Genomic DNA, 20,810 nt, shown 5'->3' with positions numbered 1-20,810 from the left:
TTTTCTTACGGGCATTTTTATTTTATCGGCTGAAAGACAGCCGATAAAATTGGCGTGGCGGAAAATAGTATGGTTACATTACGTGGGTGAAAACTAACCCTCCTCCTAATATTTCGTGTCGTTATTTTACATACTCGGCAGAATACATTATTTGGGCTCGTAAAAATAATAATGTTTCTCATTATTATAATTATGATTTTATGAAAATGAGTAATGCTAATCATCAGATGACAGATGTTTGGAATTTGTCTGCTATTGAGGGATGGGAAAAGATACACGGTAAACATCCTACTCAAAAACCGATAAATTTATTAGCTAGGGTTATTGCAGCTAGTACTAGGCCTGGGGCATGGATATTAGATCCTTTTGCTGGTAGTAGTACTACTGGTGTCACGGCTAATCTTTTGAAACGTCGATTTCTTGGTATTGATATTGAACAAAAGTACCTTGAACTTAGTATTCTACGGAGAAAAGACTTGGATTTTCCTAAGGTTCGTGCAGATTTTCTTTCTAGGATTTACAGCATTAATGTTCATGCTATCTCTTTAGAAGATAAATAAAATTGAAGTAAAATACTTGAATTTACAATATTAGAAAAATAAATAGGATGGATAGTTCTTATATGGAAAAGGTACATTTACTGAATATCCCTGCTTAAAGATACAAAAAAGGCAACTGACTTGCAATGAGTTAGTTGCCTTAAATTTTCTTATTTTAGGAATATCCCTACCTATTTTTCGGATAGCCTTTTTTGTATTATCTATTGATTCCGGTAATCTTTGGGAGATACACCGTATTGCTTTAAAAATTCCCGATAGAAATAAGATTTATTAGAGAATCCACATTTGAACATAATCTCGGATACGGTCAACTTGGTTGTCCTTAACAACTTGGCTGCATATTCCAGTCTAATACCTCGTACAAATTCACTCGGAGTCTTGTCTATTATTTCTTTGAACTTCCGATACAAGGTAGCTTTGCTCACTCCTACAAATTCGGCAATAGAAGAAGGGCTTAATAACTCATCATCTATATTATTCTTTATGAAGTCTGTTACATTCTGTATTAACTCTTCGTCTTCCGGATGAAGAACAATCCCGTCTTTTACTTTCACAGAAGACATGCTGGAATTGAAATAGTCCTTTAAAAGCATTTGTCTCGACAGCAGATTCTCTATGGTGGATATCACCTGCCTCGGGTGAAATGGTTTGACGATATAAGCATCCGCACCATGGTTAAAGGCATTGATCTGGTCTTCTACAGAAGCCTTTGCCGATATTCCTATGATCGGAATATAACTTGTTTTCAAATCGGATTTCAATTTATTAATCAAGCTCAAGCCGTCCATATTGGGCATGACAATATCACTTATAATAATATCAGGATGATTATGTTCTATCTCTTTCAAAGCCTCCACGCCGTCTTTTGCTTCGTGTATCACATAATCAAAGAGGACATCTTTCAGCAGGTCTCTGATATTCTTTTCATCTTCCACTATCAGTATGACAGTATCTTTGCGAGGGGATAAGTGATCCTGCCCGTTCTTTTCTTTCTGCAACGAATCTTTTTCATCCGTTACAACAAGTGAATGATCGGATGGCAGAGAAGGAATCACGACTGAAAATTCAACACTTTTTCCCAGTTCACTATTTACACTTATCTGCCCGCCTAATAATTCAACCAGACTCTTTGTTAGATTTAAACCTATGCCATTGCTTACAGAGTTACCCAATTTCGGAGTATCAAATATCTTATACTTATCAAATATCTCTGCCATCTGTTGCTCGGTTAACCCCTTGCCGGAATTTTTTACGAGCAAGTATAAGGTTTTATCAGGTTCATTTTGTGATATCTCAACATGAATATATCCATAACGAGGAGTATATTTGAACGCATTCGACAGTAAATTGAATATAATTTTTTCCAAAGCATTGCGGTCGGAATAGATCTCTGACGTATCATGGGTCTCTACCTTGAAGTCTATTTTATTCTCTTTCAGGATATCCACATAATTGTTGGAAGCATATTCCATCAATGATTTTACGTCCACATTTTCAGGATGCAAATCCATATTGCTCGATTTAGTTTTACGAAACTCCATCAACTCACTAATCAGCTTCTGCATCCTTTCGGCATTATTCTTTATTATTTGGAGATATTTCTTTGTACTACCATCTAACCCGTCCTGTTCCAACAAGTGCTGTGCTGGTGTATAAATCAAAGTTAGGGGGGTAAAGAATTCATGTGCCACATTGGTGAAGAAATTGAGCCGGGATTCATAAATCTTCTGTTCATGCCGTTTCTCTACCTGGGCTATAAGAACTTGGCGGCTTAACCGTATGCGATTTTTGATAACAGACTTTGTGATGTAGAAGATAATAATGCACAATATGGCATAGATAATCAATGCAGGAACACTAAGCCACCACGGATAACCTACCTTTATAGTTAAGCGATAAACGTTGTCTCCCCATACTTTGTCGCCATTCGTGCTCTTCACTTCAAGCTGGTACTCACCCGGAGGAAGTTGGGTAAAGATAATATTCGGATTATTACCTATCTCCACCCAATCATCCGAATGGTTCTTCAAGCGATAAGCATATTCACAGTTTTCATTGTTAATAAAGTCTTTGGCTATGAAATTGAAAGTCATGAATCTTTCTTCATAGCTAAGTTTCAATACTCCTTTTCTGATTCGTTCATTAATGTCCTGTACCGTATTATATATCTTCAAACTACTTAATATAAGTGGAGGATTAAACTCGCGCAAATGTATATTTCGAGGATTGAAATAACTAAACCCGCTTACTCCTCCAAAGTACAAGAAATCACGATGATCCTTGAAGAAAGCTCCATCCGAGAATTCATCATTCTGCAATCCGTCATTCAAAGTATAATTATCTATTTTATTGTTTTTTACATTCAGGCTAGACAATCCCTGATTGGTGCCAATCCATATCTTTCCTTCGTGGTCTCTTAATATTCCATGAATCGTTTTATTATTCAATTTCTCGTCGGCATATTGTATCAGGTGAAAATCATTCTCCTCCTTTTTCAATTCGTTCAGTCCATAACTTGTTCCTATCCATATATTGGTATCATCACGCAGTAAGCACAATACATCATTATTGGTGAGTAAAATCCGACTGTCCATATCCTCCAATGATTTTATGCTATTATCTTTCATATTGATACAGTTCAAGCCTCCGCCACGTGTGCCAAACCATAACATATTGTCTTCCGGATCGGATGTAATGGCATAAACAACATCGTTATTCAATGAGATATTTTTATCCGACGAATTATATTGCCTGAATCCTTTAACGTGATAACGACCTTGCTCCCTGGAAATATTTATTTTGATTAAACCATATCCTGATGTTCCCACCCATAAAAGAGAATCATTGTTCGTAAAATAAATGTTGTACACAGCCTTGAAAGGCGGATATTTATCAGGTATCTCAAGCTTTTCCAGTCGCCCCGTAGCAGCATTCAATATATTGATTCCGGTTCCTTTCGTTCCGATAAAAATGTCATTCGCTTTATTTCTTCTCAAGGCATAGACAGAATTGGAAATCAATCCTTTACTCTCATTCAGATAATCTGTCAATTCCTTCGTAGCAGGATTTAACAGTTTTATTCCGCTTCCTTTTGTGCCTATCAGAATATTACCATCTTCATCTTCACAAAAACATCTCACAGGGTGACTGGTGTGAACGGTTTCAAATAAAGAGTCGTAATGATAAAGTTGAATTAATCCTTGTCCGTCCGTTCCTATCCACAATATGTTCTGACTACCGGAATAAAGAGTGAAGACTGATAACTGACTGGATAGTTCGTTCAGGTAGGTAAAAGTATTCTTTTTTAAATCATAATGAATACATCCCCCTTCTATAAAGCTGACGTACATCTTGTTCTCTGCTAAAATAACCTGCGATACAGGTTTGCTACTATCCAGCTCAATGCATTGGGAAACTGTAAAGTCGGGATTTAAAAGGAAAAGTTTGTTGTCTTTGTTTAAGATAAATCTGTCTTTCGACAGAAATATCTTATCTATAGGAGTCTGTATGTCGACTGTGCGTAAATCACTCTGTTTTCCTCCGTTAACGAGAAGATTGTAAGTCAGATGCACAGTATTTCCATTATTTAAAAGGAAAAGCATACGATCGGAATCACTCACGGAATAATCCTTTATATGACTTGCAAAGTCTGTGTTAATCGGATTAAACTCATCTTCAGAATCATTGTAGACAAAGAACCCCAGCCCCTTTATGAGGCAGATAATATCTCCTGCCGCACTCTTTCCTAAAATAAAAGACTTTTCCTGATTGGGTACTTTATTATCTGTTCTTAAATAATACCTTGTTATCTGACGGGTTCGTTTATCTAACCGATTGATTCCATTATCTGTTGCTATCCATAAACTGCCCTTACATTCGATAATCTGGCGGATAACGTTATTACTTATAGAATTCGGATTGTTTTTGCTATATCTGAATGTCGTAATTTCTCTTCCATTATATGCATTCAGTCCATCCCATGTCCCAATCCAGATCGTATGTTCTGCATCTTCCAAAATACAGTTTACTGAATTATTCGTCAGCCCGTTAACATTTGATATGTGTTTTGCCACATTAAAAGCATAAGACTTTGTGGAAGTGACAAATGCAATAATCAGAATAAAAAATAATTGTGCGTATAAGATGTTTCTCATGTAAATGAATGTTATTTATACGGTTAGGATAATAGCAAATATAAGGAATTTATTTTATTCCGCGCATATTTTCATCGGTAACAAGGGTGTATGATTTCACCGTCAACAACCAATCAATAATCAATAGGCGTTTGCTAGATTCAGTATTCATTCATGAGAAATAATAATGTCTTTTTCATGGTCAGTTGGTTGTTAAAAAAGGGCGGATTATAAAATCCGCCCCCTCATTTTATTCATATTAAAAACCCGGATTTTGGGAAAGAATATTGTTGCTCTTATCCCTTTCACCTTGCGGTATCGGAAACAGATAATCTCTGTCGTCTCTAAAATTGGCACCTTTCGATGTATTATATTTGGTTGCATAAGCACGCATAACGGTTCCGAAACGTTTTTGTCTCATCAGGTCATCCCGTCTCCATCCTTCCATTGCCAATTCACAACGACGTTCCTTCCAGATGATTTCTTTCAGACGCTCTTGGTCGGTTTCTGTTATGTCGGGCAGTGTATTAGTTGTTGTAGCAGGGATATACGCCTGTTGATCTCTTCTCGGATCTATCGGATTAGTTTTGCGGGCTCTTTCTCTTACATCATTCAGGTAAGGAAGTGCAAGCCCTGGTTTTCCGTTTTCGTTTAATACTTCGGCATACATCAAGAGAACATCGGAATAACGGATCAAACGAATGTTGTAACTAATCATCCAGACGTCGAAACCAGTTTTTTCTACTGCTGGCACAGTCATCTTGTAATCATGATAACCGCTTGGAGATTCAGCGTTGTCTTGCGCTTCAGTATCACCTTTATATCTGTCACCAGTTTGTGTGAATACATAAGTAATACGCGGGTCATCTGCATCAAAGGCATCATAGAGGTCTTGGGTCGGTACATGAAATCCATATCCCTGATAACCGGAGATGCGTCTGCTTGTGAAGAAGTGGGGAACATTGGTACCTGTGGCAATGTTTTTATCATATACTTTGTTGGCAATCTCAAATACTGATTCCGAACTGTTTTCATATTCAGTGCGCCAGTTCATGCCGTAATCACTCAACAATGTATAGTCTTTGTCCACTTCAATAATATCATGAAGTACCGTTTCGGCAGAGATAAAATCACCTTTGAACATGTATGTTTTAGCAAGCATTGTTTTTGCAAAGCCGCGTGTTGCACGATAAGCATCATCTTCAGAGTAATCTCCTTTTGCAGGAAGTGCGGAGGCATCAGTTAAATCATTCACAATACATTCATATACCTTCTCCAATGGGGAGCGGGGTATTTGCAGTATTTCAGCGGGTTGCATCGGCGTAGTGATTAGAGGCACTTCTCCGAATGTAGTGACCAGACAATAATATCCGAATGCTCTCAATGCTTTTGCCTCGTTTGCATAACGTTTCAATAGTTTTTCGTTTCCTATTGCATCAGGAGCATAATAAATCACATCGTTACAGCGATTGATTAATCTGTACAGAATCTCCCAACGACGTCCTACTTCACCATTGGTTGTGTAGATTGTAAAGTCGGACAAGTCGCGTACTTCGGCACGGTCACCGTCATTTCCTCCTCCTTTTAGAGCATCATCCGTACTGCAATCACCTACAAAATAATGATTTAATGCATATTCATTCCAAGTTGTACGTAATTGAAGATAAGCTCCAGTCAAGGCTTGTTCAATATCGCTTTCCTTCTGATAATAATTATCGCTTGTGGTTTTACCATAACTTGGTTCGTCGAGAGAGCAGCTATACAACCCCACTCCGGCAAGAGCCCAGCATATTATAAATAATATTTTTCTCATAATGTAATGTCTTTTTAGCTAGATTTAAAATTGCAAATTAACTCCAAAAGTGAATGTACGTGAAGACGGATAACGTGTAGTATCCACTCCCATATCCAATGGGTTATTGATACCCAGTTCCGGATCAAGTCCGGAATAGCCGGTTAAAGTAAATATATTCTGACCGCTCACATAGAATCTACAACTTGAAAACAGTTTGCTCTTCTGGCAAATGTGACTAGGCAGTGTATAGCCTATTTGCATATTCTGTAAACGCAGGTAAGAACCATTCTCCACATAGAAAGAAGAACCTCTCATATTATTGTTAGAATCAGAGTTGGTTATGCGTGGATATACAGCATCCAAATCCCCGTCTTTTGTCCATGCTTTTGTGTAAGCATCCGCCAATGCATTCTGGCGTCCTGCTGAAGCAAGGCTTCCTTTAGCAACGTTCCAGATGTCATTTCCAATAGTTCCCTGGAATGCCATACTTACATCAAAGTTCTTATAACTGAATCCTAAGTTGAAACCATAAATGAGGTCCGGATTAGGATCACCGATAAAAGTACGGTCATCATCATCGTTCAATTCGCCTGATTCTCCTAATTTGGCAAACTTGAAATCACCCGGTTGTGCATTAGGTTGAATCTTGGTACCATTCTTATCCACATAATTGTCTATCTCTTCCTGATTCTGGAATATTCCTATTTGTTTGTATCCCCAGAAACGTCCGATAGGACCTCCTACATACGTACGGCTAGTATTTCCACTCAAATATTCCGATGTAAGTTTGGTTACCTCTGTCTTATAAGTAGACATGTTCAGCCCTACATTGTAATTAAAGTCTTTTCCTATCTGGTTACGGTAGTTGACTACTATTTCAAAACCGGTATTCTTCAAGTCTCCTGCATTGAAGAAGGGGCTGTTAGGGAAGGCGCCAAAAGAAGGAATAGGCATATTGAGCAACATGTCACTTGTTTTCTTTACATAAAAGTCCATGCTAACATCAAGGCTGTTTTTAAAGAAAGACATATCTAAACCGACATTGGTTTGCTGGCTGGTTTCCCATTTAATATCTGCATTTCCCACATAAGTCGGAACGTAACCTTGTGAGTATCCGTTTCCAAAGTACCACTGATTCTCATTATTGGTGCCAATCAGCGTAAGAGGCGCGTCTCTATCAATTCGTTGGTTACCATTCTGTCCCCAGCCTACACGCAGTTTTAAATTGGAAATTGTATTTTCAATGTTCAGGTTCTTAAAGAATTCTTCATTGCTCACCCTCCAACCTAATGAAACTGATGGGAAATAGCCCCAACGGTTACGTTTGGCAAATCTTGAAGAACCGTCGGCACGGAAATTGACTGTAGCAAGGTATCTGTCATCATATACATAGTTGATACGTCCCAGGTATGACAACATAGAAGATGTTTCTTTACCTCCCGAGGTGTTATCTCCGGCTGTTTGTGCATCAAGTATCTGATAGATTTCATCGTTACCTAAAGCCTTTCTCTTAAATGCATTAATGCCTTCGCTGCTGTTCTTCTCATAAGTCATGGCAACCATTGCATCCAGTTTATGTCTGCCTATTGTCGTGTTGTAGTTAAGGCGTTGTTCCACCTGATAATTAGAAGTAACAGCACTATTATTATTCAATTGAGTTTCTTTATTATATTTACTTTCCTGATTCGCTAAGTTATCTTCCGAAAAAGTAGACGAATAGACAGGACGGAAGTCTTTGAAAGTATCATGGTATCTTTCGAAGCTATACTGTACCCGATAGCTCAATCCTTTATACAATTTGATTTGGGCAAACACATTACCAAATACATTGAATATGTCATTGTATCTATTAGGAAGTTCGAGCATGGCTACCGGATTAGGGTCGTAAGACCATTCGGTAGGCGCATATTTGTTATATTCGTAATTTTCAGAAGAAGGATCTACCAACGGGCTGATAACAGGGGTAAAAGGATCAGCTTTTTGAATAAAGTCGAATGAAGGAATTGCTCCTGCGTCACGTTTTCTTATCTTTGCCAGATTGACATTGGCGCCAACAGTGATAAATTTGTTGATATCATATTCAAGATTCGCCTTAAGTGAAAGTCTCTTGAATTCAGTAGTGATAATCGCACCCTGATCGTCTACATATCCTAAACTTAAAGAAGATCTCGAATTATCTGTCCCCTTACGGATGCTTAGATTATAGTTCTGGTTGAAAGCTGTACGGGTTACTTCATTCCACCAGTTGGTATTATAGCCTTTCTGATACTGATTGGTAAACTTATCCTTCATTGAGTTTTGAAAGCTTGCATCGTTTTCATACGCTTTCATGATGAAGTTGTAATATTGGTCGCTGTTCATCATGTTCAATGCTTTATAACTGTTTTTTACACCTACATAAGCATCCAATGTTACGGTCGTTTCACCTTTCACCCCTCCCTTGGTAGTAATGAGGATTACTCCATTAGAACCTCTCGAACCATAGATAGCGCAGGCTGAAGCATCTTTTAATACTTCCATACGTTCAATATCAGATGGATTCAGGCTGCTGATGTTATCCATGAACTGTCCATCAACTACGTACAATGGATTGTTGTCATTGACGGTTCCTAAACCTCTCACGCGGATCACTGCATCCGATCCCGGCTGGCCGGAACTGGCGGCAACAAATACGCCGGCTGCCTTACCTGTTAGTAGTTCGGATGCATTAGATACTGCATAGTTCTTAATATCCTTACTACTTATAGAAGCCAAAGCACCGGTAAGGTCACTCTTTCTTTGAGTACCGTAACCAATAACCACAACCTCATCCAATTCATTATCGGACACTAGATTTACATTGTACGTTCCGCTATTTGTTACGTTTACAATTTCAGTTTTAAAACCGACATACGAGAATGAAACTTTATTTGACGATACTTTTAATGTATATTTACCGTCAAAATCAGTGATAGTACCATTGGTCGTTCCCACTTCAAGAACAGAAACTCCAATTAAAGCCTCTCCGGTATTACTGTCGTATACCACACCCGAAATACTCTTGGTTTGCTGTGCAAAGACATTTGTGCAAACAGCAAGAATAAGAATGAATAATAAATGCTTACTCATAGTTTATACACTTAGATTTAATTATATGAAATGATATTTTGTTTATTCGCAATAATCTTACCATCTTTCAGTTCTAATTCTGTTCCGGCGGGAAGTTCCACAATTACTCTTGCGTCATTGGCCGGGATCTCAACGGAACCATTTGTCTTTATATTTTTTGCTATATATTCTTTGGCAACAATATCAAACAAATCGCATGGTTGGGTAGCTTGATAAGTAATGGTTTTGGTCTCTTTATGAGGGTTATAATAGAGATAGACCGGATAAGGTTTCTCTGTATAGAAGTCTGTGACATTACAATCCAGCCGGAGGATACCCTCCACATTCGTTTGACAAACAATGGCCCCTAAAATACCAACAGGAGAAGAACTGTAAACGCTGAACATGCTCTCCGTCGGATTACCTTTTATCCATTTGGGACCATCGCCGATTGCAACCGGACTAACCCCTTTTAATGATGCTTTTCCATAGTCATCCGTTTTTCGTAAACCTTCATAAGAAACATTATCATAAGTAATGTCCTTCAATTCAGGAGCCCATTGATGTGTTTCATCTATTTCCCCCGGATAGAACAAACGACACGCACTTGCATTGTTCAACATCCACTTGCCGATAGCTTTTGCATATTGAGGCTGATATTTCACCATCGGAATGAAAGGCCAGGCAGGTTTGATACTGTTCATGAGGAATGCATATCCTCCGCCGTCTGTGATACTTCCTTGCAGACCGCTTACATCATAGTCACCCCATTTTCCTACAATAATTCCCCAACCGGTTCTTCCTGCAGGGCTTTTACATCCGTCAAATACCCAATCAAGAAGTTTGGCTACATCATAGTTAGCCCCCTCTACTGCATTCAAATAGGCTGCCGTATACACTCCGAGTGGTAAAAGAGCCTCGTAAAAACGGCTTTCTTTCTGGGCAAGCAGGGCTTCGATGGCACTTTTACTATGTTGCAGATAACGTGGATCACCAAACTTATGATAAGCACACAACAATACATAAGCATGCCCACCGGCGGCGTCTTGTTGCAATGGAATATTATTAACCATTCCTTTCATTTGTGCATAGTCAAAATAAGAATAGTCGTAATTTCCATTCAATACAGAATCTGCTTTAACAAACTGCTCCGCAATACTTTTTTGTATCTTCTCTGCCCCGTCTACATTGGGGAAAACATCGCAAATAGCATAATATAAGGCATTGGGTAATACATCATACCACCAGTCGCGGCCATAGCCTCCTCCTAAAAGGGCTACTGACGGAGTCGTATTGTTCATGACTATATTCCAGCCGTTATCAGAATTGAAATAATTCTGCACCATTTTTACATAGTTATATCCGTCTTGATTCGTCTTGTCAATCCCTACAAGGCCGGCACCAAGAATAGCTGCCAATGAGTTCAGACTTTCATGGAACTCTCCGTTATTGGCATTCTTTCCCTGACGAATATCTTTAATGGCAGTATATAAGCCAAATGTAGTCTGGTCTATATTTCTGCGGGCATCATCTAACCAGATTAATGGTCCGACTTCGCTTTTATTATTCCAGTCAAAGATAAACTGGTCATACTTTTGGGCTTTTTGCTTCCAGTCCAGCATTTTATAAGTTTCAGGCATATCAGGCATAGAGTCTATCCTATGGATGGAAACCTGCTTTACCTTTTCACCAAAGTTATTTCCGTTGCCCGAGCAAGATGCCAGGAGACAAACGGTCATAAGTACAAAAACACCTTTACTTGTCATTTTCATGTTCAATAGTATCAGTTTGATTAGTAATATTCTTAGCTAAAGGATATGCCGCTAATTGTAATCCGGCAACAATCACCAGCGCATATTTCAATGCAAAATCCTGCGATACACAATAAGCAAGGAAGATAAACAGTAGTAAGCCGAAAGCTCTTCCAAGGAAAAGGCCGAACTCATGACTTAGGATATATGCATATTCGTTTCTATTCTCAATCTTTGCAACTGCATCAATTGTTCTCATCATAATGGGGAAGTAAGCCAGGTCGAACAAAGGCTGGAATATCACTTTGCAAAGGACGAAAAGGATCACTCCTGTAGCAGAGAAGAGAATACCGTTGAATAGTGTACCGACAAAGAATACGATTAGTCCTCCTACAAAGATTTTCAAACGGTCTTGCGGGCGGGCCATACGTCCTAATACATACACCAGGACAGCGGTCAGTGCCCCGCTAACTCCCTGAATCAGTCCTAACGCTCCTTCATCTCCTACCAGCTTCAATACCAATATAGCCGGTGCCGTTACTAAAAAACCTTGAACCATTCCTTTCAATGCGGCTAGCCACAGCATCTTTTTCCAAAGTATGTTGAAGCGGAAATAGAGGAAGTTCGTTTCTTTAGGGTTCTCGAATTTACCTTTCCACAGTGTCATGCAGGCGATAACGGTAATGACTACTGCTGCCATCGTAACTACACAGTAAGAGGTATTGATATTGAAGAGGAATCCGAAAACTTCTTTTCCATCTATCTGGCTGATAAATGCGCCTATAATTAAAGGAACACCGATGGAAGTAATAGAAAAGAAGAAAGACTCTAGTCCGAAGAAATAGTTACGGCTGTTGTCGTTGGTATTATAGAGAGCCAGCAGGTATCGGTTGGTCCAGAAGAAACCAGAAGCTGCTCCCATTAAAAAGCCGGCCAGACCAAGTTCGATGAAGCCAAGTGACTTGATGGTCATCATACCGAACATGGAAATGCCACTTACCAGGATTCCTATCGAATAAAGCGTCTTCACACTGTATTTCTTTAGCAGATAACCGTTAACAAGAGAGGTAGTAATGATGCCTATATACATTGCCAGCTGATAAAAAGCAACCATCACCGGATCGCTCGTGTTCCTCATGATATAGGCTCCCACAAAGATTTCTACTATCGGTAGTACCAATGCATAAAGCATATTGGTAACCAACAGTGTTCTCATGTTAGGTTCCTGTTGCTTAAAGAACAGATATTCTTTTTTCAGTTTATTCATTACTTCTTTTGTGTCTGTTTTAATACGTTTAATATCTCTGAAATGGAAAGCTCTGCCTTACAAATCACTTCATCGCTTGCTCCATAATACATGTTTATCGTATCGCCGTCCACCAAATGCCCATTAGTGAAAACTACATTTCCGAAGAAACCTGTTTGCTCATAAGCGGCGATAGGTTCCATGATCGGTTCTTCGCTTCTTGCAATGACTTTCGACGGGTCATTTAAATCGAGTAATAAAGCCCCCAAGCAATAACGGTGATTAAAATCGGCTCCATGATAAATCTCCAGCCAGCCTTCTTCTGTCTTTATTGGAGCAGCTCCTGCCCCTATACGTGCGCAATCCCACATTCCGTCACGAGTGGTTGCTACACATTTGTGGTTTCCCCAGTGCAAGCGGTCGGGCGATTCTGCCAACCATATGTAATTGCCACCAAGTTCAGGACTACTGGGGCGATGAAGAGCAAAATACTTGTCACCTATCTTCTGTTCAAACAATGCACAATCTTTATTATGCGGTGGGAATATCATCCCATGCCGTGTATAGTTTTTCCAATCATTGGTGTGAATCAGTCCAACCCCTACAGCTACCGATGATACTTCTGTGAAAGTAAGGTAAAAGCCATTTTCGGTTGTTGCAACACGACAATCCTCAATGCCGAATGCTTCCAGCTCTCCTTTTCCGAAAATAGGTGGAAATTCCGGTTCATCTTTGAAGTGAATACCGTCGGTACTTGAAACCAATCGTAAGTAAGACATCGTAGTCAGATAATTCTTTCCTTTGTAACCGATAACGCGTGGGTCTGAAGCATCCAAATCGGGATCATTCTTTAAAAACGAAACCACTTCTATTTTTCCTTTTTCATTATATATAGGAAAACTGATAATTCCTTCTTTCTGTATAGGTCTCTCTGCGACGCGCAAAAGTAACCAAATTTTGCCTTGATATTTGAAAACTCCGGGATTTAACAAACATGTAATTTCCATTCCGTTGATTCCCGCTTTTAAATCTTTTGGAGCCAGTAGGGGGTTCTGCTCACATCTTTTAGCTATATCCATAATATTTCGATTAGTGATTATTTCTGTGAACAAAAGTATGAGATGAGAGACAGGAAAGCGTTTACTATATTCTCAAAGAGGTGTACACATGCTCAAGAACATGTTTTTAAGAGGATGATATTGGGGAATGATTTTAGAAGAGGCAGAGATATTCGTATTTATATGCTGTTACAGTTTAAATGATTGGTTTATAGTTGAATAGACAGTGTGTTGAAGTGTATTATATTCTCATAAGTGTATAGTATAGTTTCTTTGAGGAGTGCAAAAGAAACATATAAAGATAAAAAAATAAGAGGCCAAACTCAAAAATATAATTTGAGGAAGCCTCTTGTTTTTTCTTTTTAATAAGAATAATACTGTAAATCCTATTTCTTCACGTGAGGATAATCTATCGTATAATGTAATCCGCGGCTTTCCTTACGCTCCATTGCTTGGCGCATAATCAGATAACCCACATTCACCATATTACGCAATTCGCAGATTTCTCTGGACGCTACGCTACGTTTGAACAGGCTTTCAGTCTCTTCGTAGATAATATCGAGTCTGTCCCAGGCACGTTTCAGACGGAGGTCGCTGCGGACAATACCTACATACGTACTCATAATCTGGTTCACTTCCTTCATACTTTGCGTAATGAGCACCATTTCTTCCGGCGAACGGGTTCCTTCATCGTTCCATTCGGGAATATCTTCATTATAAGAATATTGATCGACCACTTGCAGACTGTGTTTGGCAGCAGCGTCGGCATATACGACTGCTTCTATCAGTGAGTTGGAAGCCAGGCGGTTCCCACCATGCAATCCTGTGCAGGAACATTCTCCTACGGCATAAAGACGTTCGATAGAAGATTGTCCGTCCAAGTCGACAAGGATACCTCCGCAGAGATAATGGGCGGCCGGGGCTACCGGGATATAATCTTTCGTGATGTCGATGCCCAGGCTAAGACATTTTTCGTAGATATTGGGGAAGTGTTTCTTTGTTTCTTCGGGATCTTTGTGGGTGACGTCCAGATATACATGGTCGTCTCCACGGTTCTTCATCTCGTTGTCGATGGCGCGTGCCACGATGTCACGGGGAGCGAGTGAAAGACGGGGATCATATTTCTGCATGAACTCTTTGCCGTCCATTGTACGTAGTACGCCTCCGTAACCACGCATTGCTTCCGTTATCAGGAAAGAAGGGCGGTCTCCCGGATGATACAGGGCGGTAGGGTGAAATTGTACAAACTCCATATCCTTCACCGTACCTTTGGCACGATACACCATGGCGATACCGTCTCCGGTAGCGACTAGCGGGTTAGTGGTTGTTTTATAAACAGCCCCTACTCCACCGGTAGCCATCAGCGTCACTTTAGCAAGATAGGTATCTACTTTTCCCGTTTTCGGATCGAGGATATAAGCACCATAACATTTGATGTCCGGTGTCTGGCGGGTTACAGTCACTCCCAGGTGATGCTGTGTCAGGATTTCAATGGCAAACTGGTTTTCGATGACCGTGATATTCGGATGGCGTTGTACGGCTTTAATCAGGCTGTCCTGAATTTCCGCTCCCGTATTATCTTTATGGTGAAGAATACGGAACTCCGAGTGTCCGCCTTCGCGGTGCAAGTCAAATTCGCCTTTCTCGTTTTTGTCAAAATCCACTCCCCACTTAATCAGTTCTTCAATTTGTGCGGGAGCTTCGCGCACTACCTTTTCTACTGCGGCACGGTTACTGATCCAATCGCCGGCAATCATTGTGTCTTCAATGTGCTTGTCGAAATTATCCACCAGAAGGTTGGTGACGGAGGCTACACCTCCCTGGGCGAAGTACGTATTGGCTTCTTCCAGCCCACTTTTACAGATAAGAGCAACTTTACCTTTGTGCGCCACTTTCAGCGCAAAACTCATACCGGCAATTCCGGAACCGATAACGAGGAAATCGAATTTTCTTACCATAATCTTGTTATTTCTCACCGCAAAGCTACAAAATAAGTTACTTCGTTGTACTTTTCGTTGTCACTAATTCATAAAATTGCTACCTTGCAGGCAAAAATCTGACAAAATGAATCGAATTTTTCATGCTCGCATCGCCTGGTACCAATATTTCCTGTTGGTGGTGCTTACTGTAAATGCTGTTGGCGCATTGTGGTGCAAATATATCTTGGTAGCGGTACTGTTTATGCTGATGCTGATTGTAGTGATCGAACAGATTATACATACTACTTATACGTTGACTACAGACGGTAACCTGGAGGTTTCACGCGGCCGTTTTATTCGTAAGAAGGTTATTCCGCTTTCCGAAATCACCACAGTCAGGAAATACCATTCCATGAAGTTCGGTAGTTTCTCGGTGACGGATTATATCTTGATAGAATACGGAAAAAGGAAGTTTGTTTCGGTGATGCCTGTCAAGGAACAGGAATTTGCAGAACTACTCGAAAAGAGAATGTTTGAAAAGAAGATAAAAGAGTAACTGATTATATACTATGAAATATCAAGTGATTATCATCGGTGGCGGTCCTGCGGGATATACGGCTGCCGAAGCTGCCGGTAAAGGTGGTTTGAGCGTATTGCTTATCGAAAAGAATAGTCTGGGTGGCGTCTGTCTGAACGAAGGCTGTATTCCTACGAAAACATTGTTGTATTCGGCAAAGACTTATGACAGTGCAAAACATGCATCAAAGTATGCAGTCAATATCCCGGAAGTCTCTTTCGATTTGCCTAAGATAATAGCGCGTAAAAGTAAGGTAGTGCGTAAACTGGTGCTGGGAGTGAAAGCGAAGCTGACTGCCAGCAATGTTACAATTGTATCAGGAGAAGCGCAGATCATTGATAAAAATACGGTTCGCTGCGGGGAAGAGACTTACGAAGGAGAGAATCTGATATTATGTACGGGTTCGGAAACCTTTATTCCTCCTATTCCGGGAGTGGACGCGGTGAACTACTGGACGCACAGGGATGCTTTGGACAGTAAAGAATTGCCGGCTTCTTTGGCTATTGTTGGTGGCGGGGTAATCGGTATGGAGTTTGCGTCGTTCTTCAATAGTTTGGGAGTACAGGTGACGGTGGTTGAGATGATGGACGAAATCCTGGGTGGAATGGATAAGGAGCTTTCCGCTTTGCTCCGTGCGGAATATGCAAAACGAGGTATTAAATTCCTGCTTAGTACGAAAGTGGTCGGCTTGTCGCAAACGGAAGAAGGGGCTGTTGTTTCTTATGAGAACGCGGAGGGAAACGGCAGTGTCATTGCAGAGAAGCTGTTGATGAGTGTCGGCCGTCGCCCGGTGACGAAAGGTTTCGGGCTCGAAAACCTGAATTTGGAGCAGACGGAGCGTGGTGCTATCAGAGTTAATGAAAAGATGCAGACTTCTGTGCCGGACGTGTATGTTTGTGGTGACCTGACAGGATTCTCTTTGCTCGCCCATACGGCTGTTCGTGAAGCGGAAGTTGCCGTACATTCCATCTTGGGAAAGGAAGATGCCATGAGTTATCGGGCTATTCCGGGCGTAGTCTATACCAATCCGGAGATTGCTGGAGTGGGTGAAACGGAGGAGTCGGCCTCAACGAAAGGAATCAATTATCAGGTTATCAAACTTCCGATGGCTTACTCCGGCCGTTTTGTGGCGGAGAATGAGGGCGTCAACGGAGTCTGCAAAGTATTGTTGGATGAACAGCAACGGGTGATTGGAGCCCATGTGTTGGGCAATCCGGCTTCGGAGATTATCACTCTTGCGGGCACTGCCATTGAACTCGGATTGACGGCAGCGCAATGGAAAAAGATTGTTTTCCCGCATCCTACGGTAGGAGAGATTTTCCGGGAAGTGTTATAAACGGATTCTGATATCTGCGATCGTTCATTGATGCGGGTATCTTACTGATAAAATCAAATATATGATGAGAAAATATATAATCACTCCGGCCTTATTGGCAATAGTTTGTATGGTGATGTGTCATTGTACATTTGTTGATGTCATAAACTGTATTGTATGAAAAAAAGTCTTTTGTTGGTCACCCTTTCAGTTTGTTTGTTGCCACTTTGGGGACAACAAAATTTCTCCCGGATAGATTCGCTTATCAAGAAGATGCTCCCCGAAGCATCCGAGGTCGGCATATCCGTCTACGATCTGACGGCTAAGAAATCACTTTATAACTATCGTGCGGAGAAACTTTCCCGTCCTGCCTCTACCATGAAGCTGCTGACGGCTATTACCGCACTCTCCCGCCCCGAAGCTGCCGAACCTTTCCGCACGGAAGTATGGCACGATGGCGTGATAGAACATGATACTTTGCAAGGCAACCTGTATGTGGTAGGCGGATTCGATCCTGAATTTAACAGCCAGTCGATGGATTCATTGATAGAAGAGGTAATCACTTTCCCTTTTTCGGTGATTAACGGACAGGTGTACGGCGATGTTTCGATGAAAGACTCTCTTTATTGGGGTAGTGGATGGGCATGGGACGATACCCCTGCGGGCTATCAGCCCTATTTGTCTCCACTGATGTTTTGCAAGGGGACTGTACAGGTTTCTGTCGTTCCTTCTACGGTGCAGGGAGATACCGCGAGTGTTTCCTGCCAACCTGTATCCTCCTATTATACAGTGACGAATCAGACGAAAACACGTACCTCTTCTGCCGGAAGATTCTCTTTCACGAGAGACTGGCTGACGAATGGCAATAATCTCCTCGTTTCGGGCAATGTCACTTCGATCAGAAAGGACGATGTAAACATCTACGACTCTCCCCGTTTTTTTATGCATACTTTCCTGGAGCGTCTTCGTGGGAAAGGAATCACGACTCCCCAGTCGTATGGTTTTGCCGAATTGCCTCGCGATAGTGTGACTGTAGAACGGATGGCTTGCTGGAATACTTCCGTGCAGAAAGTGCTGAACCAGTTGATGAAAGAGAGTGATAATCTCAATGCGGAAGCATTTCTTTGTCGCTTGGGGGCGCAGGCTACGGGAAAGAAGCAGGTAGCTGCCGAAGATGGTATTGTCGAGATTATGAAATTGATCCGTCGCCTGGGGCATGACCCGAAAGACTATAAGATTGCCGACGGTTGCGGACTGTCCAATTATAATTACCTCTCTCCTGCCCTGCTGGTGGACTTTCTGAAATATGCGTACTCGCAAACAGAGGTGTTTCAGATGTTATATAAATCTCTTCCCGTTGGCGGGGTGGACGGAACATTGAAATTCCGGATGAAAGGTACTCCTGCTTTTCGGAATGTTCATGCCAAAACAGGCTCGTTTACGGCAATAAATGCGCTTGCAGGCTATCTGAAGATGAAGAACGGACATGAAGTGGCATTTGTCATTATGAACCAGAATGTACTTTCGGCGGCTAAAGCGAGAGCATTTCAGGATAAGGTGTGTGAGGTGATTATTGGGAAATAGGCTGATATGAATACATTAGCCCGTACAACCAAAGTGGAATTCCGTTGTTGAATCCGATTTCTATGTTGTCAAGAGGCAGGTACTATTTTCCATGGAGGGCTCTTTATTGATTCTTCTACAAAAGGACAATTGTATTCTCTAATAAGCAAAAATCGTAGGATTTTGTTTACCAGAGAATACAATTATACTTGTTTTGAATCGAATACTGTAAATTCTATACTCTATATTATATTTACTTTGAGTATTCAGCCCAATTAGTATTCTTCATATCGCCACTCTTAGCCAACTCTGCGTGCATACCAAGTGCAGCCTGAATAGCGTGTGGAGTCTGTGCCCGGTTACCGGCCAGTTTGAGGTAATCCCAAAGAAGCTCTTTGTAGTCAGGATGTGCACAGTTTTCGATGATGGCTTGTGCGCGTTCTTTCGGGCTCTTGCCACGAAGATCGGCAACACCTTGCTCGGTGATAACGATGTTGACATCGTGCTCCGTGTGGTCGTGGTGGGATACCATCGGTACGATCGCGCTGATCTTCCCTTCTTTGGCCACAGACGGACAAGTGAAGATAGAGATGTAAGCGTTGCGGGTAAAGTCTCCCGAACCACCGATACCGTTCATCATTTTTGTTCCGCCGATATGGGTAGAGTTTACGTTGCCGTACAGGTCAACTTCGATGGCTGTATTGATAGAAATGATACCGAGGCGGCGTACTATTTCCGGGCTGTTTGAGATTTCCGACGGACGGAGAACCAGTTTGTCGCGGAAGAAATCCATATCGTTGTAGATGCCTTCCAGACAGTCATTTGTAACAGTCAGTGAACAGGCGCTACCGAATTTGATACGTCCTTCGCGAATCAATCCGATTACGGAGTTCTGTATTACCTCTGTGTACATTTCGAATGCAGGAATCGTTTTATCACGTCCCAATGCACCGAGTACGGCGTTGGCGATATTTCCTACACCCGATTGCAAAGGCAAGAAACTGGACGGGATAATACCGCGTTTCATGTCGGCTGCAAGGAAGTCGGCAACATTCTGGCCGATTTTGTCGGTCAACGGATCAGCGGCAGCGAAAGAACGCGCTTCGTCCGGCCAGTTGGTTTCCACTACGCCTATAATCTTTTTCGGGTCTACCTGAACGTAAGGCAGTCCGATACGGTCACTCGGTTTATAGATCGGTATTTCGCGGCGGTAAGGCGGGTCGAGCGGTTCGTATACGTCGTGCATACCCATACCGGATTTGCTGTGTGCGCTGTTCAACTCCACGATGATCTGGTCGGCAAGACGGCAGATGGTCGGGGCGATGCCGCCGGCGGCAGTCAGATAAATTTTTCCGTCCGGAGTTACTTCGCAGGCTTCGATGATGGCTACGTTCACTTTGCCCATGAACCCGTAGCGCACTTCCTGTGCCATTTGTGAGAGGTGTATGTCGTTGTAGGCAATCTCTCCGTTGTTCACAGCTTTGCGGAAGTCGGCGTTGGTAGTATAAGGAGCGCGGTAGCGGATGGCTTTGGCACGTGACAGTACGCCGTCACAGGATTCCCCTGTCGATGCGCCTGTGAAAATTCCTACTTGAAACGGGTTTCCTTTCGCATGTTCTGCTTCAGCAATTTTTGCGAGTTCGGCTGTTACAGCCTTGGCCGTTCCGGCGGGAGTAAATCCGCTTAGGCCGATGTTGTAGCCATGTTTGATTAGGCTTGCAGCTTCCGCTGCCGAAATACGATTGAGTGACATAAATAGTAAATTTCGTGTTAAATACAGTTGATATTTTTATTGATAATTAATTC

Annotated in this window: 11 protein-coding genes and 1 pseudogene; 4 read left to right on the top strand and 8 right to left on the bottom strand. The window is 41.5% G+C overall.

Translation table 11 applies throughout. The features are described from left to right. Positions 1-77 precede the first annotated feature (77 nt). Positions 78-560, top strand: a pseudogene (locus KFO40_RS19855) (DNA-methyltransferase); the annotation flags it as partial. Between the two features lie 200 nt (positions 561-760). Here KFO40_RS19855 and KFO40_RS19850 read toward each other — a convergent pair. The 7 genes from KFO40_RS19850 to nadB form a co-directional block, all read right to left on the bottom strand. Further along, positions 761-4,714, bottom strand: coding sequence for a hybrid sensor histidine kinase/response regulator transcription factor (locus tag KFO40_RS19850; protein ID WP_211146725.1), 3,954 nt, complete (start codon positions 4,712-4,714; stop codon positions 761-763). Positions 4,715-4,952: 238 nt separating this feature from the next. Then, positions 4,953-6,506 (bottom strand): RagB/SusD family nutrient uptake outer membrane protein, encoded by a 1,554-nt coding sequence (locus KFO40_RS19845; protein WP_211146724.1) that lies wholly within the window; start codon positions 6,504-6,506, stop codon positions 4,953-4,955. A 24-nt stretch (positions 6,507-6,530) separates the two neighbouring features. Beyond that, the gene (locus tag KFO40_RS19840) at positions 6,531-9,596 is read right to left on the bottom strand and encodes a SusC/RagA family TonB-linked outer membrane protein (protein ID WP_004298825.1); all 3,066 of its coding nucleotides are present in this window, start codon (positions 9,594-9,596) and stop codon (positions 6,531-6,533) included. Between the two features lie 17 nt (positions 9,597-9,613). Then, the gene (locus KFO40_RS19835) at positions 9,614-11,347 is read right to left on the bottom strand and encodes a hypothetical protein (RefSeq protein WP_211146723.1); all 1,734 of its coding nucleotides are present in this window, start codon (positions 11,345-11,347) and stop codon (positions 9,614-9,616) included. Next, positions 11,331-12,593 carry an MFS transporter gene (locus tag KFO40_RS19830; protein ID WP_211146722.1) on the bottom strand — a complete coding sequence of 421 codons (1,263 nt, stop codon included), beginning with the start codon at positions 12,591-12,593 and terminating at the stop codon, positions 11,331-11,333. Before KFO40_RS19830 ends, KFO40_RS19835 begins: the two co-directional genes overlap by 17 nt. Continuing rightward, positions 12,593-13,651, bottom strand: a complete 1,059-nt coding sequence (locus KFO40_RS19825; RefSeq protein WP_211146721.1) for a glycoside hydrolase family 130 protein — start codon at positions 13,649-13,651, stop codon at positions 12,593-12,595. The genes KFO40_RS19830 and KFO40_RS19825 overlap by 1 nt, the downstream gene beginning before the upstream one ends. A gap of 365 nt (positions 13,652-14,016) precedes the next feature. Continuing rightward, positions 14,017-15,588: an L-aspartate oxidase gene (gene nadB / locus KFO40_RS19820; protein ID WP_004298834.1), complete on the bottom strand. Its 1,572-nt coding sequence runs from the start codon at positions 15,586-15,588 to the stop codon at positions 14,017-14,019. 106 nt (positions 15,589-15,694) lie between these two features. Between nadB and KFO40_RS19815 the strand changes: the two genes are divergently transcribed. The 3 genes from KFO40_RS19815 to dacB all read left to right on the top strand — a co-directional run bounded on the left by KFO40_RS19815 (position 15,695) and on the right by dacB (position 19,025). After that, a complete protein-coding gene (locus KFO40_RS19815) occupies positions 15,695-16,105 on the top strand; it encodes a PH domain-containing protein (RefSeq protein ID WP_211146720.1) in 411 nt (136 codons plus the stop codon). A gap of 13 nt (positions 16,106-16,118) precedes the next feature. Next, positions 16,119-17,462 (top strand): dihydrolipoyl dehydrogenase, encoded by a 1,344-nt coding sequence (lpdA, locus tag KFO40_RS19810; protein WP_211146719.1) that lies wholly within the window; start codon positions 16,119-16,121, stop codon positions 17,460-17,462. Positions 17,463-17,618: 156 nt separating this feature from the next. After that, entirely contained in the window at positions 17,619-19,025 is a 1,407-nt protein-coding gene (dacB, locus tag KFO40_RS19805) for a D-alanyl-D-alanine carboxypeptidase/D-alanyl-D-alanine-endopeptidase (RefSeq protein ID WP_211146718.1), read from the top strand. 232 nt (positions 19,026-19,257) lie between these two features. Here the strand turns inward: dacB and KFO40_RS19800 are convergent, their stop codons facing one another. Continuing rightward, a complete protein-coding gene (locus KFO40_RS19800; RefSeq protein ID WP_022198929.1) occupies positions 19,258-20,757 on the bottom strand; it encodes an acetyl-CoA hydrolase/transferase family protein in 1,500 nt (499 codons plus the stop codon). Positions 20,758-20,810 lie beyond the last annotated feature (53 nt).

Origin of the sequence: Bacteroides sp. 1001302B_160321_D4, from assembly GCF_015667765.1 — a bacterium.
GTDB lineage: Bacteria > Bacteroidota > Bacteroidia > Bacteroidales > Bacteroidaceae > Bacteroides > Bacteroides xylanisolvens.
Note: the sequence above shows the minus strand (reverse complement) of the source record. Positions and strands in the feature narration are given on the sequence as shown.

Coding starts and splice junctions, on each gene's coding strand:
- KFO40_RS19815 (WP_211146720.1), top strand. CDS start 15,695: ATGAATCGAATTTTTCATGCTCGCATCGCCTGGTACCAATATTTCCTG.
- KFO40_RS19825 (WP_211146721.1), bottom strand. CDS start 13,651: ATGGATATAGCTAAAAGATGTGAGCAGAACCCCCTACTGGCTCCAAAA.
- KFO40_RS19800 (WP_022198929.1), bottom strand. CDS start 20,757: ATGTCACTCAATCGTATTTCGGCAGCGGAAGCTGCAAGCCTAATCAAA.
- lpdA (WP_211146719.1), top strand. CDS start 16,119: ATGAAATATCAAGTGATTATCATCGGTGGCGGTCCTGCGGGATATACG.
- KFO40_RS19830 (WP_211146722.1), bottom strand. CDS start 12,593: ATGAATAAACTGAAAAAAGAATATCTGTTCTTTAAGCAACAGGAACCT.
- KFO40_RS19845 (WP_211146724.1), bottom strand. CDS start 6,506: ATGAGAAAAATATTATTTATAATATGCTGGGCTCTTGCCGGAGTGGGG.
- dacB (WP_211146718.1), top strand. CDS start 17,619: ATGAAAAAAAGTCTTTTGTTGGTCACCCTTTCAGTTTGTTTGTTGCCA.
- KFO40_RS19840 (WP_004298825.1), bottom strand. CDS start 9,596: ATGAGTAAGCATTTATTATTCATTCTTATTCTTGCTGTTTGCACAAAT.
- KFO40_RS19850 (WP_211146725.1), bottom strand. CDS start 4,714: ATGAGAAACATCTTATACGCACAATTATTTTTTATTCTGATTATTGCA.
- KFO40_RS19835 (WP_211146723.1), bottom strand. CDS start 11,347: ATGAAAATGACAAGTAAAGGTGTTTTTGTACTTATGACCGTTTGTCTC.
- nadB (WP_004298834.1), bottom strand. CDS start 15,588: ATGGTAAGAAAATTCGATTTCCTCGTTATCGGTTCCGGAATTGCCGGT.